Below are 14,480 nucleotides of genomic sequence, written 5' to 3' on the forward strand. Positions count from 1 at the left end.
TTGTATTTGTTCTTGAGCAGTGAATCTTTGCCTTACTTGTGACTGCACTTTAAACAGAAATCGAAAGCATTGTCCCACGGCTCGTTGCAGCTCGGGCAATTTTTTTGTGCTGTTGAGCTGTTGGTGCCACCTCCGTTTTCGGTGACATGTGCATCGCCGTTTCCGGTGGCATGTCCCGTGCCATTGGCAGTGGCACTAGATTTCGCATCGTCGGTGGCACTGGCTTTGACGTTGGCTTCTGCCAGGGACATCTCCGGTTCGCTGCCTAGATGCGTTAGATGGTCGACTACATGTTCCAGTCCATCGTGAACTAATTGAACGGCCTTTTTTTGTTCGCTGACTGGTTCCGCTGTTGTTGCCGAGGTTGCTGATGATGCCTTTGATGCGGCGCTTGAACTTGATGAGGGAGTTGATGTTAGCGAGGCGCTGCTGTTTGAATCTTGAGCCTTTTGGGCTTCCAGCGCTTGCAGTTTTTTCTTTTCTCGAATTGCCTGAATTAAAAGAATGATGCTAACTACAAGCGCTATATGGAATCCAATAATGATCAGTTCCATGGTCCGATGTACCTCGCTGTGCTATTCGCCCAATCCAAATGCATCATGTATCACTCGTGCTGCTGCGTCTGCCTGAGTTGCTGCCACAACGCAGGTCAGTTTCTTTTCGCTTCCGGAAATCATTTTGATGTTGATCTTGTTTTGTCCCAGAATCGTGAAGAGCTTGGCCGCAACGGCAGGCTGACCGGCCATTCCGCTGCCGATCAAGCTGACTTTGGCGATGTCATTGTCGAAGATGACGCCCTTGGCACCCAGACGTCCTGTCATCTTCTCAAGCGCGTCGATCGTTTCATCAAGGTCTGAGGAGTTGACCGTGAAAGTCATGTTGTTCAATCCAGCTGTAGGATACAGTGCTTGCATGATCATGTCGATGACGATGTTTTTGTTGGCCAGGGCTTGCATGATCTCGCCCGCGATACCAGGCACGTCGGGCACGTCCATGATGCAAACACTGGCTTGATCCTTATCAACGGCAACGCCGCTGACTGTGCGATAAACCTCCATGTCCTCTCCTCCGTCAATGATGGTGCCGTTGTGTTCTGGTTTAAAGGTGTTGCGAATTCTCAGTTTGATATTGTATTGGCGTGATAATTCAACAGCGCGTGGATGTATGACTTGAGCGCCCAGTCGCGCCATCTCTACAACTTCGTCATAGGATATCCGTTTCAATAATTGTGCTTTCGGTATGACGCGTGGGTCAGCTGTGTAGATGCCATCGACGTCAGTGTAGATATCGCATTCAGGCAAGCCGAGTGCGGCTGCCAGCGCCACTGCTGTCGTGTCGGAACCGCCCCGACCGAGTGTAGTCACGTCGCCGTTTGGAGTGACGCCCTGAAAACCAGCGACGACTATAACGTCATTGTCTCGGAAAGATTCCACCAAAGTTTGTTTTCTGATGTCGACGATGCGTGCCTTGTTGTGCACGTTTTCAGTAAATATTCCGACCTGCATGGCCGTGTAAGAGCTGGCTTTGATCTTCATGTTGCGCAGCACCATAGCCAGAAGAGTTATGGAAATCTGCTCTCCTGTCGCTAGAAGATGATCCAACTCGCGCTGGTCTGGTCGATTTGAGGCTTGATGAGCCAGTTTGAGAAGGTAGTCGGTGGTGTCGCCCATTGCCGAAACCACAACAAGGACGGGACCCTCTTGCAAGCGCGTTTTTACAATCTCTGCAACGTGTTGAATACGGGCGATGTTCTTCACGGATGAACCGCCAAATTTAACAACACTGATGCGTTGGCTGGCGGGCAGTTCGATTTGCTCGGTGCTTCTGATAGCACTCAATGCAGGGCTGTTAGACTGATTGGAGTCCGTCATGGTCCACCTCCAAATTTAAAATTGCCGGACTGTCTGACTGTTCCGACTGCCACGATTTAAGCAGATCGCTAATCTCTGTTTCGTTGCGCCGATGGTAGACAATCATTACCGAAGAACCTGCACCGCTCAAAACGATGCCGATCACCGGTGCGTTGCGGAGATGCCGTCGCAGCGATCCGAGTTCAGGAACGAGTGAAAGTCGATAAGGTTCGTGCAAAGTGTCGATCATGGCTTCACGAGCCAGTCGTTCATCGCTGCGCGCTATGGCAGCCACCAGCATGGCGGTGTTCTGTACGTTAGATACCGCATCTGACATTGCAATGGTCTTGGGCATTACTGCCCTCGCTCTGGTGGTGGAGAGTTCGTAGGTCGGCACAATCACCGTTGTTTTCCAATCTCGTGGCCAATCGAGTTTTTGAAAAACCACTTTACCCGATCGCGCGTGTGTGCTGGAAATAGTCAACCCGCCGAACAGTGATGCGGAGAGATTGTCAGCGTGACCTTCGTAGCGACAAGATTCGCGTAACAAGTCTGATTTGTCGACAGGTCGCTTGCTGAAGTAGTGGGACGCATAGGCGGCGGCTAGAATGGCTGTAGAGCTGCTTCCCAGCCCTCGTCCAAGTGGAATGTCTGTAGTGATTTCCAGGCGCATGCGGTCGAATTTTTCTTTTTCATCAGTCCAGAGTTCGCCTAGAATGCGATAGGCGAGATTGCTTTTGTCGGTCGTCAGTGCGCAACTGTTGTCGTTTCCGAACGTTATTAAAGGCACGCTCGGATCATTTTTTTTAAGCAGCTTGAATTTGATTTTTGAATGCAGGGTGAGCGCCAGTCCAAGCGTGTCGAATCCGGGTCCGAGGTTGGCTGTGCTGGCGGGCACGCTGACGACAATTTCTTTTTCGACGAGATCAGTCATTTCTGGTTTGAGATCAGACGCAACGAGGGTCACAATCTTAGAACCTCCTTCAATGCCTGGAACGTAGCCGGTACAGGGGTTAAGTCGACTTTGCTCACTTTCAGCGGCGTGTCGGGGTCTTTCAGACCATTACCAGTTAAAACGCAGACAGCGGTTCCCTCACCAGATATGGTGCCTTTTTTGAGGCTTTTGATCAGTCCGGCAAGGCTTGCCGCACTCGAGGGCTCACAGAAGATGCCTTCAGTACGAGCAACTAACTGATAAGCATCGAGAATTTCGTCGTCGGTGACTTCGTCTATGAACCCTTCAGATTCAGACGCTGCTCGCTCAGCTTCTTTCCAGCTGGCAGGATTGCCTATGCGAATCGCTGTGGCAATTGTTTCCGGGTTCTCGAAAATTCTCTTGTGCACGATTGCCGCCGAGCCGGCCGCTTCGAATCCACACATTTTTGGCAGTGTGTTCGAGCGTCCGCTTGATTTTCCGAGTTTGAAGCCTCGCCAGTACGCACTGATATTCCCGGCATTGCCTACTGGAATGCAGAGATAATCCGGCGCGCCTTCAAGTTGCTCGATAACCTCGAGACCTGCAGTCTTTTGACCTTCGAGTCTATATGGATTGATCGAGTTGACGATAGTGATGTTGCACTTTTCACCGAGTTCTCTGACTAAATCGAGAGCCTGGTCGAAGTTGCCATCCAGGGGAACGACACGCGCGCCGTAAAGTATCGCCTGGGCGAGTTTGCCGAGTGCGACTTTGCCGGCAGGCAGAAGCACGTAACACGGCAGTCCGGCCTTAGTCGCGAAAGCTGCAGCTGACGCACTTGTGTTGCCCGTGGAGGCGCAAATAACGGCGGTGGCTCCTTCTTCCACGGCCTTGGACATTGCCAGGGTCATACCTCTGTCTTTGAAGCTGCCGGTCGGATTGAGACCTTCCAGTTTGAAGTGGATCTGGAGCTCAGGAAAACCCAGATGTTTGGGAAGATTTACCGCTTTCACCAGCGGCGTATTACCTTCGCCCAGCGAGATGATGGGAGTTTCAGCCGTAATGGGAAGAAATTCGCGATATTTTTCAATCAGTGCAATTGGTTTAGCCATTAGCGACCTGCCGGTTGAAAAATGCGAATCTTACTTTCCAGTTTGCGCAGGAAATCACACTTAGCCAGCTCGGCAAGGGCGGTTTCCATTTGCGAGTTCTTCACTTCGTGGGTGAATATGACGATTCTTGCGCCTGATTCTTCTACGCCGCGTTGAAAAATACTCTGAATGCTGATTTTGTGTTCACCAAATATGGTGCCAATGCGACCGATGACGCCGGGCGTGTCGTTGACGTCGAAACGCAGGTAAAATGGGCAGCTCCAGTCACCTGGCGCGGCTGTGACGGCCCATTCCGGTTCTATTTCCGGTTGGAAGTAAGTGGCAAAGTCAGGCAGTTGCAATGCGCTGGCCAGATTGATGGTGTCTCCCACGATGGCAGAAGCGGTCGGCATCTGACCGGCACCGGGACCGACCATGACGATTTCGCCGACGGCGTCGCCTGATACTACGATGCCGTTGTTCGAGCCCGATACGGACGCGAGAGCATGATTGAGCGGCACCAACATAGGATGTACGCGCACGTCAATTGCGCCTTTGTCGGCTCGGCGGGTGCTGCCCACCAGTTTGATGCGATATCCGAATTCTTGAGCCTGAGCCATATCTTCAGCCGAGACGGCGCGAATCCCTTCGCGATAGATTTCCGTGGGCTTTGCAAATCGTTGGTAGGAAAGCGCTGACAGAATCGATAATTTGTATGCGACGTCGTGTCCGTCCACATCATTAGTCGGGTCGGCTTCGGCAAAGCCCAACGACTGGGCTTTCTCCAGTGCCGCCGCGTAACTTTCTTTGTCCTCTTCCATTTTGGAAAGAATGAAATTGGTCGTTCCGTTCAAAATGCCTGTAACGCATGAGAACTTGTTGGCTTCCAGCCCTTTGCTGATTGTGGAAATCAAGGGCACGCCGCCTGCGACTGAAGCTTCGAAAAATATAGCCACGCCTTTCTGTTTGGCTAACTGAAAGAGCTCCGGTCCGTGCTTTGCAAGTACTTCTTTGTTGGCTGTGACAATATGTTTGCGTTTGTCGATGGCGCGTTTGATGTAGTCGAGCGCTGGTTGTTCGCCGCCCATGACCTCAATGAGAATTTCGATCTCGGGGTCGTCAATAACTTCCGCGACGTCTGTGGTCACCGGGCAGGCAGGGCGAACCGTGCGTTCCTTTTGCAACTCTTTTACTGCGACTTTCTTCAAAGTCAAGTGGCGCTGCTGTTCAAGCAAACGCACTACGCCGGTACCTACGGTACCCAGACCAATCATTCCAACTACAACTCTACCCATGTGCTCCCCGCGGTCGATTCCGGGTGCCCATTATTCCATAGATTGAAGGACCTGAAAGGCAGCGCACGGCTGAAAAAGTACGAAACTACACATCTGTATCCGACCGCTGGAACGGCAGTAGTGCTTGTGGGGCTCGATCGCTCGATCCTCAGGCGATCAGTGCTGCCTCGATGGTCAGCCCGGGACCGAATCCCAGCACCACATAGGGAGGCTTTTGCCCGCTTCTTAGCAGGTGTTTGAGGATAAAGAGCACCGTTGGCGATGACATGTTGCCGCACTCCGAGAGGATTTGTCTTGATGCTTCAAGAGAATCAGCCGGCAAATTGAGTGCGTTTGCCACTGCTTCAAGGATACGTGGACCGCCGGGATGAACGGCCCAGCCGCTGATCTGGTCGATGCTGAGGTTGTTCTTTCTGAGCCATGTCTCCATGAATCTAGGCAGGTTGGTTTCGATAATCTCGGCGACAGTTTTGTCCAGACTCATAACGAAACCGTTATTTCCAATTTTCCAGCTCATGATATTTTCTGTGTTTGGTATTACATATGATGCGGCGTCGGCATACATGCAGGGCGCCCTATTATCCCGATTTGCCATGGTGCGATTTCCGGTCAGCACCAGTGCAGCCGAACCATCTGCAAATAGTGCGTTTGAAACGACCAGATCTTTTGACCAGCCGTACTGGAAGTGCATCGAACAAATTTCTGTCGCACAAATAAGCACAATGTTATTCTCTGATTCTGAACAATAGCCATTGGCTGCGCGCAGAGCGTTAAGCGCTCCGTGGCAGCCCATGAAGCCAATATGCGTGCGCTGCACATCTGGGGTGAGGGACAGAGTTTTAACCAGTTGAATGTCAAAACCGGGAGCGAAGAAACCAGTGCAAGACACTGTGACTAGATGTGTGATTTCTTTCGCGTTCAGTCGAGCATCGTTTAGAGCTTCCATGCAGGCTCTTGTAGCCAGAGGTCCAGCTTTGGTTTCATAGATTGCCATTCGCTCGGCCGTGGATGGACCAGTATCACATGCGGTGCTGAGTGGTTGAAAGAAATTCGCTTCAGGGTGTTGATCGAGTTGCGCTTGCAGTACTGTGGAGCGTTTCTGCACACCTGACTTTAGATATACTTCTTCCAGAACGCGCATTTGTCGTGGCGTCTGGCAGCACAGATCTTTTGCCAGCACAAGAGCATCTTCCTGACTGACTATTGCGTCTGGTAGTGCTGTTCCCAAACCGATTATTGTTGACGACATAGCTCTGCCCTTATTTCCCCATCAGCTGCAGGTATGGTTACCTTGCGGCTTACGTCCTGAATAACTAGATTCGCCAGTGCCGGAAACGAGGCGATTAGCGGTAGTGCACAACGCCTGATTGCGTCTTTTCGCAATGCGTGAGCGATGAGGCGGCTTCTCTTCTGTCGAAAAGACAACATCGTTTCATGCTTCTGTTGCCACTTGCGAATCAAGTAAGGCGACCAGCAGTTGATTGCTTCTGCCGCGAGATCGGCTACTCCAACCGCCGATGTGAGCGCCCATGCGATGCCTTCACCGGTGAAAGGTTCGGCATATCCACAAGCGTCGCCTATGACGAATATACGTTCTGCTGCTATTTCTTTGCGCCTGCGGGTCAGTGACTCAGTGCCGTTCCACTGTGCGGTCATCAGAGCTTCGGGCACTGGCAAGCGGCTGCTTTTGATGATTTCGATGCAAGCCGCAGCCGGACCACCGTACTTTCTGGAATATTGTCTGTCAAGCGCCGCAGCCACATCTATACGCCCGTCTTCCAGTCTTACCAGTCCGACATAGCCATCGTGTGCGCAGACCATGTAGATGCATCCCGGCTCATAGAAATCTGGTCCTTCATCGATTATTGTTCCGCATCCGAATCGGGAAGTGGCTTCAGTGACGAAATCCAGCTCGTTAATCTGGTTAAGCGAGTGACCTCCCAGTCCATCGGCTACAAGTACTACTTTGGCGCTGAAGGTCTCTTTCGCGTAGCCGTTCTGTAATTGAACTATTCTTTCCGATGGTGTTGTCTGCAGGACGGTTGCCGTGGTTTCGGAAAGGAAAGTGACACCACTTCTTATTGCAGCGTTTGTAAGGGCGTTGTCGAATTGGCTTCTGGATAGAGAAAAGCCGCCCGGAAGTTGCACGTTGGCCTGTTGCTCTTTCTCGAATAATTTTAGTTTTGACAGTGAAACTGCATTTTGGTCTTGCAGGATATAACCGAGGGAACAGCTTTCGAGAATATTGACTGCGGCTAAATTGATGCAACAACCACATACTTTTGATCGTGGAAATTTTGCTTTATCGACAAGAAGAACTTTGTTGAATTTCTGTGCCAGGAGATAAGCTGCCAGCGCGCCGGATGGTCCTGCGCCAATGACAATGGCGTCCCACTCTTTGCCGATGTCGAGCGGTGATCGTGCCGTATTGAAGTCAGGCATGACGCTTCCAGGTGAGTGTTTGTCGACAGGGGGGACATTGATTCACAACGCTTCCTTTGAGACCGGCTTGCTCTGCCATCTCGAGTAATTCGGAGCTTGTATATGAGCCACGCACAGAGACGGGACCGTCATAGTGCACAATCGGTGATCGACTGAACAAGCGCGTTGCAAGCCAGACGAGCGCGTAAGATATCTCGCTGCGTACCAGATCGTTGACGAGCACCAATTGCTTTGCCGCAACTGACATTTTTTTGAGCAAATCGGTTACGTCGGAAGGGTCCAGGTGGTGAGTAAACAAGTTTGTCATAACTACATCGAATCCTGGCGGAATCTGATCTTGAAGAGCGTTGAGCTGAATGAATTCAATTGCAGCACCTTTCTCTTTTGCGTACGAGCTGGCGTATTTTATCGATGATGGGCTGACGTCGGACCCTGTGATTGCCACATTTAGCTTTGCCGCAATTGCTGTTTTGTAGAGGGCAACCGGAATGTCACCGCCTCCAGTGGCGATGTCGAGGATGCGCAGAGGCGTGCCGTCAGCATTTTGCTTTGCCAGAGGGCTTATTTGCTCCCACAGCGAAGCAGCACTTGTGCTGAAGAAATTGAGACGTTCGAGACCTTTTAGAGCTTCCGCATGGCTCGAATAATCGAGCGCAGGATCATCCATAAGTTCAGCCACGCGTTTGCGGGTTAGCATCAGTGAGCACGCCTTATGAATGTGGTCGAGCTGCAAGCACTTCTGTGTGGACTGGCGCGTCGGTGCTTCGTCGACAATTGTACTACGGGCTGCTATTTGCAAGCTCTAAGAGGCTACCACCAGATTTGATTTTTTGTGCCGAACTGGTGGACAATTGACTCTTCGGTTGGGCAACTTTCTGAGCGTTTTTTCAGGTTCGTTGATGAAGTTCCGGCATCTGAAATTTTTTCTGGCATTGCTTTTGGCAGGACTGTCGACGCTGCAAGGCTGTCTGGCCGCCGATCTCTTTGACACGTTGTCACCGATGGCTAAAGAAGTTGCTAAGGACATCGGCCTGACTCAACACATCGTCAACATTCAGGATCTGCGCGCTAAGGCGGCTAATCCAGACGTAATCAAGCTCGATGTGCAATTTCTCTTCTTAAAACAAGAAATGACTGAAATTCTCTTGACGACTTTTCTGGAAACCCGTGAAGTGGTTGCTGTTGTTGACGACGAAATGTCCCGCGCCGCTGAATTGAAAGATCTACTTGAATCAAGGCGTGATCGAGCTATTCGCTTGAACAACATTACCAACTTCACCAGTGGTGGTGCGTTGGCAATGATCGGTTCCGGTATTCAAATCGGCGGCGGCAATGCCATCAACAACGCCGGTAATCTCATGGAAGTTGCTGCTGGTGGTCTTGCTACGGGCATATCTACGTACGCATTGAAGCAATCGAGCGGAGAAAAGCGGAGCGCCGGCGTCAACCCTAATATGCTTGCGAAACTGTTTGACCTGCCAACGTCAATAGACACTGAGATTCCGACGCCCATCTGGAATTATCTCAAGGAGCCGATACCCGGCGGTAAAGGTGAATCGAGGCGCGACCTTCTCATCGATCGCTGGGTGAAACTGGGTCGCATTCCGCCTCCGACCAGCAAAGCCGGGCAACGTCGAGTTGCTCTGTTGGCAGGTGCAGTCGCTCAGACTCACGAGGTGACAATTGATTTGCTTGACGACCGGGTTGCGATGCTCAATGATATGCGTGCCGTGGTTGGATCTATGACCCGAGAACTGCTCGAGATAATGCGAGTAATGCGAAAGCTCTAATCTAAGAGGCTCGTGGGCGCCGTGAATCCCGTTTTGTTAGCTTTGCTGTCCGCTGCGCTCTTCGGCGCTTCAGCGCCTGCCGGGAAGGCTGTAATCGCATCATTCTCGCCTTTTCAGCTGGCCGGGCTCTTGTACCTGGGCGCTGCTCTGGGAGCACTCCCGGTCGTTTTGAAGCAGCATAAAGGGAAAAGGTTCGGGGTGCCTCAATCTGCTCGGGCTAAGCTTCTTGGTGCGCTCATCTGTGGCGGCTGCGCCGCTCCCGCTTATATGTTTTCTCTCACGCTCGCTCCCGCTTCGACTGTGGCTATGTATCTTTGCCTGGAATCACCATTTACAGCTTTGCTGGCGGCGCTCTTTTTCAAGGAGCACATTGGTAAGCTCGGATTACTGGGTGTTCTGGGCACCACCGCAGCGGCTGCTCTTCTCTCTTCAGGGCAGGGTGCCGCTGGTTTCTTTGCTGCACTGGCTGCTGCTGCGGCTTGTTTGCTCTGGTCTCTCGACAATAATTTGACAGCCATTATGGATGGTATCACGCCTGTTGAGTTTACCTTTTGGAAGGGACTGGTCGCCGGTAGCGTCAACTTCGCTCTGGGCTGTCTTGTTCAGCCTTTGACTGCTTCCGGTGCGGCTTTGTTTGGTGCCATTACCACTGGTGTTCTCTGTTATGGCTTGAGTATTACTTTCTATATCGCTGCCGCGCAAAAGTTGGGCGCGATGCGCTCACAGAGTATCTTTTCGAGTGCTCCCTTCTGGGGCGTCGGGATAGCTGCCGTTTTTCTAGGCGAGCGATTGACTGGAATTCAACTAGCCGCTGCGGGAATTTTGATCGCTTCGATTTTTGCGTTGTTGCGAGACCAGCACAGTCATAGTCATGTTCATGAAGCTGTGTCGCACGTTCACGAGCATAGCCATGACGACGGTCATCACAATCATGTCCACGAGGGAGAACCTACTTCATTGCGCCATTCGCACATGCACGAGCATGAAGTCATGGAGCATAGTCATCCGCACCTTCCCGACTTGCATCATCGACATTCTCATTAGGTGGGTTAAAAGAACCGGTTGCCAAGGGAGAACTCAAGGGTTGGAGAGGCTAAACTAATTGGTAGCTAACGCGAGGAAGCGTTGAAAAGGAGACATTATGGCTGATCAACCGGTCGCCGGAGCCGAAAAAGAGACTCGTTTGCAGCGAATTTTTGCCGACAGCAAAAAGCGTCGCGGTGTTCCGCTTTCTGGTTACAACGGAGATGAAGCCATTCTCAACCGGGTTCGCGATATTGAAAAGAGCAGCGGAACCCAGCCACAAACGGCCACTATAAGTTCGGCGCGCGGCGAAGATATTGAACGGCTTGCTCTTCTCGATGGTTTGACTGAGCTTTATAACTACCGCACCTTTATCAAAGAGTTGAAAGCTGAATTGGGCAGATCGGCTCGTTACAAGCACTCTGTTGCCCTGATTTTGATGTCTATCGATGACTTTGATGCGGTCACGCAGCAATATGGCGTCCTCACAGGAGACGCTGTGCTCAAGGTCGTCGCGAACGTTCTGCGTGGTGCAGTTAGAGAAGTAGATATACCGGCGAAATATTCGGACAATCAGTTTTGCGTTATTCTTCCTCAAACCCATGCATCGGGTGCTGCCCTTCTCGCTGAACGTATACGTCAGCGCATCGGAAACCAGGCTGTCACTCATAACTGGCAGAGTTTTTCGGTCACTGCCAGTTTAGGAGTTGCTGCTTTTCCTGTGCACGCTGAAGAATATGATCACTTGATTGCTCGTGCTTCCGAAGCGCTTGAGTATGCCATTGCCCGCGGTGGCGACCGCGTTTTCTCTGTTTAGTGCTGTATAGCCGCTGGTGCGATAATGCCGCTTATTCGATAAGCCGCTAGTTCGGTAATACCTTGCATTCGGTAATACCTTCTGGTCAGCAGGACCGCGGGTCAGTAATGCTGGCTTGTCTTCTTGGGCTTGTTGTTTTTGCGCGGACGGATTTCTTCAGTACCCTTCAGCGAAGCTAACGGCCACAATGTGTACTCGATCTCGGCCAGACCAGCATTAACCACTGCCTTGACCACTTCGGTCGAAGATTTGTAGGCTGGCGCTGCTTCGTCGAGGGGTACGTGACCATCGGTGTTGACCACCACTCCTGCTTTTCGATAGGCTTCATCCATGGCGTGTTGGGATAATTGACGATTTGCTTCTCCTCTGGACAGTCGTCTGCCGGCACCGTGATTGACTGAAAATCCGCTTTTGACGGCACCTGATTTCGGACGCAGAATGTAACTCCAATCTTTGTTGCTGCCGGGAATCAGCACCGGATGTCCTGTTTCTTCCCATTGTGTGCCTTTCAGGGCCGGGTAACCAGCAGGAAATGCACGCGTCGCGCCCTTTCGGTGCACCCAGACATCACCGAAATCAGGATGCCATTCCTTTTGCACGAGGTTGTGGCTGATTTCGTAGAACAGATGCAGATCCTCATTGAAGACCTTTTTGAAAGCTTCCGCGACTTGCTCGAAGATTACCAGTCGATTCAGGATGGCGAAGTTGCCCCCAGCCGCGACAGCGTTCAAATAGGATTTGTAGTGATTGCTTTCTGGCGTGAAATAACCGAGATCGATGTCTTTTATTTCGTCGGGTCGTTCGTTTTTGGCGATTTCGAAATAATTGGTGGCCAGACCGTGTCCGAATCCGCGACTGCCTGTATGCACTTGTACAAACAATGTGCCTGTCTCTTTGGCATGTTGCAATTCGATGAAGTGATTGCCTGCACCAAGGCTTCCAATCTGGTTCATGCCCCGCTCCGGCCGACCGGCGCCACCGTACGGCACTTGCCAATCTTCGTCAACAGGAATGCAGTGTCGTTCCGCCTGGGTGCGGTCGAAAGTGGCACCATATTTGTCGACGTAATATTCAGCACCGCCGCGAATCAGTTTTTCGAATTCTGTTTTGTTTACTGTTCCCAGTTTGTGACTGTGCCCACCGGCGCCCATGGATACGCCCTGCATGACCAACCGGTTGAATTCCAATCGCTTTTCGGGGGTTGCTTTTTCCACGGGCACATCTGACTTGGCGCTCATCATGCCGCATCCGATGTCGTAGCCGACAGGTCCCATGGCGATTGCGCCTTCGTGATGATCGGTGATCAAAACACAGCCAACCGGCACGCCGTAGCCGTAGTGCGTGTCAGGTGTTATGACGACCATTTTAACACCGGGAAATCTGGTGGCATTTACGATCTGTCTGTAGATGATGTCTTCAGTTTCTTGCAGTAGTGAATGTGTTAAAAACAGGCGTACCGGCACGTCACCAATGTCTTCGGTAGACAGCGCGAAGTAACCATCATCATTCCACTTTGCCAGCTGTTTCCAGTTGTGACCATTTTTCAGCGCTTTGGCAAGTTTAAGCGCTTTAGCATCTGTATTTTGTTTTGACATGATTTTGTCCTACACCATTTGTGTGCCACCGTTCACGGGAAGGTAGGCACCTGTAATAAAACGTGCTTCTGTGGATGCGAGCAACAGTACTGCTCCGGCGATGTCTTCAGGCATCGCCACTCTACGGAGTGGTGCGGCTTGAGCAAAAGTGTCTTTCTGCTCTGAAGACATGAATGCGGTCGCATCTGTCTCCACCAAACCTGGTGCAATTACATTGACTCGTATGCCGTGCGGTCCTAATTCGAAGGCGAGACTGCGCACGAAAGCGTCAAGAGCCGCTTTGGCGCTGGAATGCGCAATGAATCCGGAGACGGGATGACGCGATAGCCCCGTGCTGATTGCAATAATGTTGCCCTTTCGTTTCTGCACCATAGGCGGTACTACTTCTTTGCAGATGAAGAAAGCTGATTTCAATTCGCCAACCAGTTTCTTTTCGAAGTCAGTCCAGCTGTGATCGATGAACGATTTCATCGAGAAGCTTGGAGAAGCATTCAAGATAACGGTATCGATAAATGAGAACTGCTCTACTGCAGTCTCGATCATCTTTTTTACTTCCGCTTCGTTGTTGACGTCAGCTTTGATGGCTATTGCCGAACCGCCGTGCGACTTGATGTGGTCGACGACATTATTGGCTTCGCGAGCACTGCGATTGTAGTTGACAATGACTTTTGCGCCATGTGCCGCCAGCAGCTTTGCAGTTGCCGCGCCAATGCCTCGACTCGCGCCGGTCACGAGTATGACTCGATTGGCCAGCATAGGTTGGTCGATTGTGCCAATGGGCTTTGTGCTCAACTCAGCCATGATTCACCTCATATTCATATAGTTGGAATATTGTAAGGGATACAGAAGTCAACGGGCGACAGTACTAACTGCCCAGGATGCCCTTTCCGCAATTTTTTAGATTCGATTCGATTAAATCTGAAGCCGCTATTTCTTCTTGAAAATGTTGAATCGATCGAAGAGATTTTCTTCCGGTGCATTGTAGCTTGAGGCCTGCGGCGCCTCAAGGGATGCTAATCTGCACGCACTGAGCAGGTCAAGACTTTCCTGAAAAGCTTTGAAGCGGTTCTTCATCTGGGTGCGGTCGAAGACGCGACTCAGGTCGAACATGAAGATGCTGCCAGTTTGAATGCCTGCTACTTTCATTGAACAGATCAGAAAGTCTTGCAGACCGTCCGAATTAATCAAGACCTCGCGTACTACTGGAAGTCCAATGAATTTGCGGGCGTTGATTGCATCGTTACTGGTTATCGAATACAAATACTCGATTTCCGCAAAGCCTGTGTTGGGTACTTCCGAGCACATCAACATCGGCGGAATGGCTGCGCCGAGGCTGTCTGTCCAGTCGAACTTTTTGCGTTTTATATTGAGTGTAAAACTCTCCAGCGGCACGTATGAAACCTTGCCTGTGATGGTGTGACCGGTGGTCTGGAACGATATCGTCCAGTTCTTATATTGCTTTTCGACTGACGCAGTGTGAATAGTCGACAGCGGAACGGTGCCTTCCGTGAAGCTTCCGTCGATCTCTGCTGCTAAAAGGCGCCAGGTATCGCAAGTTTTTTCCCACGCGTTCATGATTTCACCTCTTCTGGATAATGCTATATGCCCAGTTTCTGCGCGAGGCTTACTTGGTCGCTTGTGAGTTTTTACGTTCGTTAGCC

14 protein-coding genes are annotated in these 14,480 nt (G+C 51.2%); 3 read left to right on the forward strand and 11 right to left on the reverse strand.

The features are described 5' to 3' along the window. Nucleotides 1-32: 32 nt before the first annotated feature. The 8 genes from EKK48_17935 to EKK48_17970 all read right to left on the reverse strand — a co-directional run bounded on the left by EKK48_17935 (nt 33) and on the right by EKK48_17970 (nt 8,291). A complete protein-coding gene (locus EKK48_17935; protein ID RTL39753.1) occupies nt 33-554 on the reverse strand; it encodes a hypothetical protein in 522 nt (173 codons plus the stop codon). A 21-nt stretch (nt 555-575) separates the two neighbouring features. Continuing rightward, nucleotides 576-1,871: an aspartate kinase gene (locus tag EKK48_17940; GenBank protein ID RTL39754.1), complete on the reverse strand. Its 1,296-nt coding sequence runs from the start codon at nt 1,869-1,871 to the stop codon at nt 576-578. After that, nucleotides 1,849-2,817, reverse strand: a complete 969-nt coding sequence (thrB, locus tag EKK48_17945) for a homoserine kinase (GenBank protein RTL39755.1) — start codon at nt 2,815-2,817, stop codon at nt 1,849-1,851. The genes EKK48_17940 and thrB overlap by 23 nt, the downstream gene beginning before the upstream one ends. Next, the gene (locus EKK48_17950) at nt 2,814-3,878 is read right to left on the reverse strand and encodes a threonine synthase (GenBank protein ID RTL39756.1); all 1,065 of its coding nucleotides are present in this window, start codon (nt 3,876-3,878) and stop codon (nt 2,814-2,816) included. Before EKK48_17950 ends, thrB begins: the two co-directional genes overlap by 4 nt. Next, nucleotides 3,878-5,152 (reverse strand): homoserine dehydrogenase, encoded by a 1,275-nt coding sequence (locus EKK48_17955; protein ID RTL39757.1) that lies wholly within the window; start codon nt 5,150-5,152, stop codon nt 3,878-3,880. Before EKK48_17955 ends, EKK48_17950 begins: the two co-directional genes overlap by 1 nt. A gap of 148 nt (nt 5,153-5,300) precedes the next feature. Then, nucleotides 5,301-6,401, reverse strand: a complete 1,101-nt coding sequence (locus tag EKK48_17960; protein RTL39758.1) for a type III polyketide synthase — start codon at nt 6,399-6,401, stop codon at nt 5,301-5,303. Beyond that, nucleotides 6,386-7,594: an NAD(P)/FAD-dependent oxidoreductase gene (locus EKK48_17965; GenBank protein ID RTL39759.1), complete on the reverse strand. Its 1,209-nt coding sequence runs from the start codon at nt 7,592-7,594 to the stop codon at nt 6,386-6,388. Before EKK48_17965 ends, EKK48_17960 begins: the two co-directional genes overlap by 16 nt. Next, the gene (locus EKK48_17970) at nt 7,587-8,291 is read right to left on the reverse strand and encodes a methyltransferase domain-containing protein (GenBank protein ID RTL39760.1); all 705 of its coding nucleotides are present in this window, start codon (nt 8,289-8,291) and stop codon (nt 7,587-7,589) included. The genes EKK48_17965 and EKK48_17970 overlap by 8 nt, the downstream gene beginning before the upstream one ends. Before the next feature lie 202 nt (nt 8,292-8,493). Between EKK48_17970 and EKK48_17975 the strand changes: the two genes are divergently transcribed. The 3 genes from EKK48_17975 to EKK48_17985 all read left to right on the forward strand — a co-directional run bounded on the left by EKK48_17975 (nt 8,494) and on the right by EKK48_17985 (nt 11,224). Next, complete coding sequence (locus tag EKK48_17975) at nt 8,494-9,384, forward strand: hypothetical protein (protein ID RTL39761.1); 891 nt, start codon at nt 8,494-8,496, stop codon at nt 9,382-9,384. Nucleotides 9,385-9,396: 12 nt separating this feature from the next. Next, on the forward strand, nt 9,397-10,428 hold the full coding sequence (locus tag EKK48_17980; protein RTL39762.1) for a DMT family transporter: 1,032 nt from the start codon (nt 9,397-9,399) through the stop codon (nt 10,426-10,428). Nucleotides 10,429-10,525: 97 nt separating this feature from the next. Beyond that, nucleotides 10,526-11,224 carry a GGDEF domain-containing protein gene (locus EKK48_17985; GenBank protein ID RTL39763.1) on the forward strand — a complete coding sequence of 233 codons (699 nt, stop codon included), beginning with the start codon at nt 10,526-10,528 and terminating at the stop codon, nt 11,222-11,224. Between the two features lie 101 nt (nt 11,225-11,325). Here EKK48_17985 and EKK48_17990 read toward each other — a convergent pair whose 3' ends face one another. The 3 genes from EKK48_17990 to EKK48_18000 form a co-directional block, all read right to left on the reverse strand. Beyond that, nucleotides 11,326-12,819, reverse strand: a complete 1,494-nt coding sequence (locus tag EKK48_17990) for an RtcB family protein (GenBank protein ID RTL39764.1) — start codon at nt 12,817-12,819, stop codon at nt 11,326-11,328. A 9-nt stretch (nt 12,820-12,828) separates the two neighbouring features. Beyond that, nucleotides 12,829-13,575 carry an SDR family oxidoreductase gene (locus tag EKK48_17995; GenBank protein RTL39912.1) on the reverse strand — a complete coding sequence of 249 codons (747 nt, stop codon included), beginning with the start codon at nt 13,573-13,575 and terminating at the stop codon, nt 12,829-12,831. 171 nt (nt 13,576-13,746) lie between these two features. Beyond that, on the reverse strand, nt 13,747-14,394 hold the full coding sequence (locus EKK48_18000; protein ID RTL39765.1) for a hypothetical protein: 648 nt from the start codon (nt 14,392-14,394) through the stop codon (nt 13,747-13,749). Between the last annotated feature and the right edge of the window lie 86 nt (nt 14,395-14,480).

It is taken from the genome of Candidatus Melainabacteria bacterium, assembly GCA_003963305.1.
In the GTDB taxonomy this organism is placed as follows: domain Bacteria; phylum Cyanobacteriota; class Vampirovibrionia; order Obscuribacterales; family Obscuribacteraceae; genus PALSA-1081.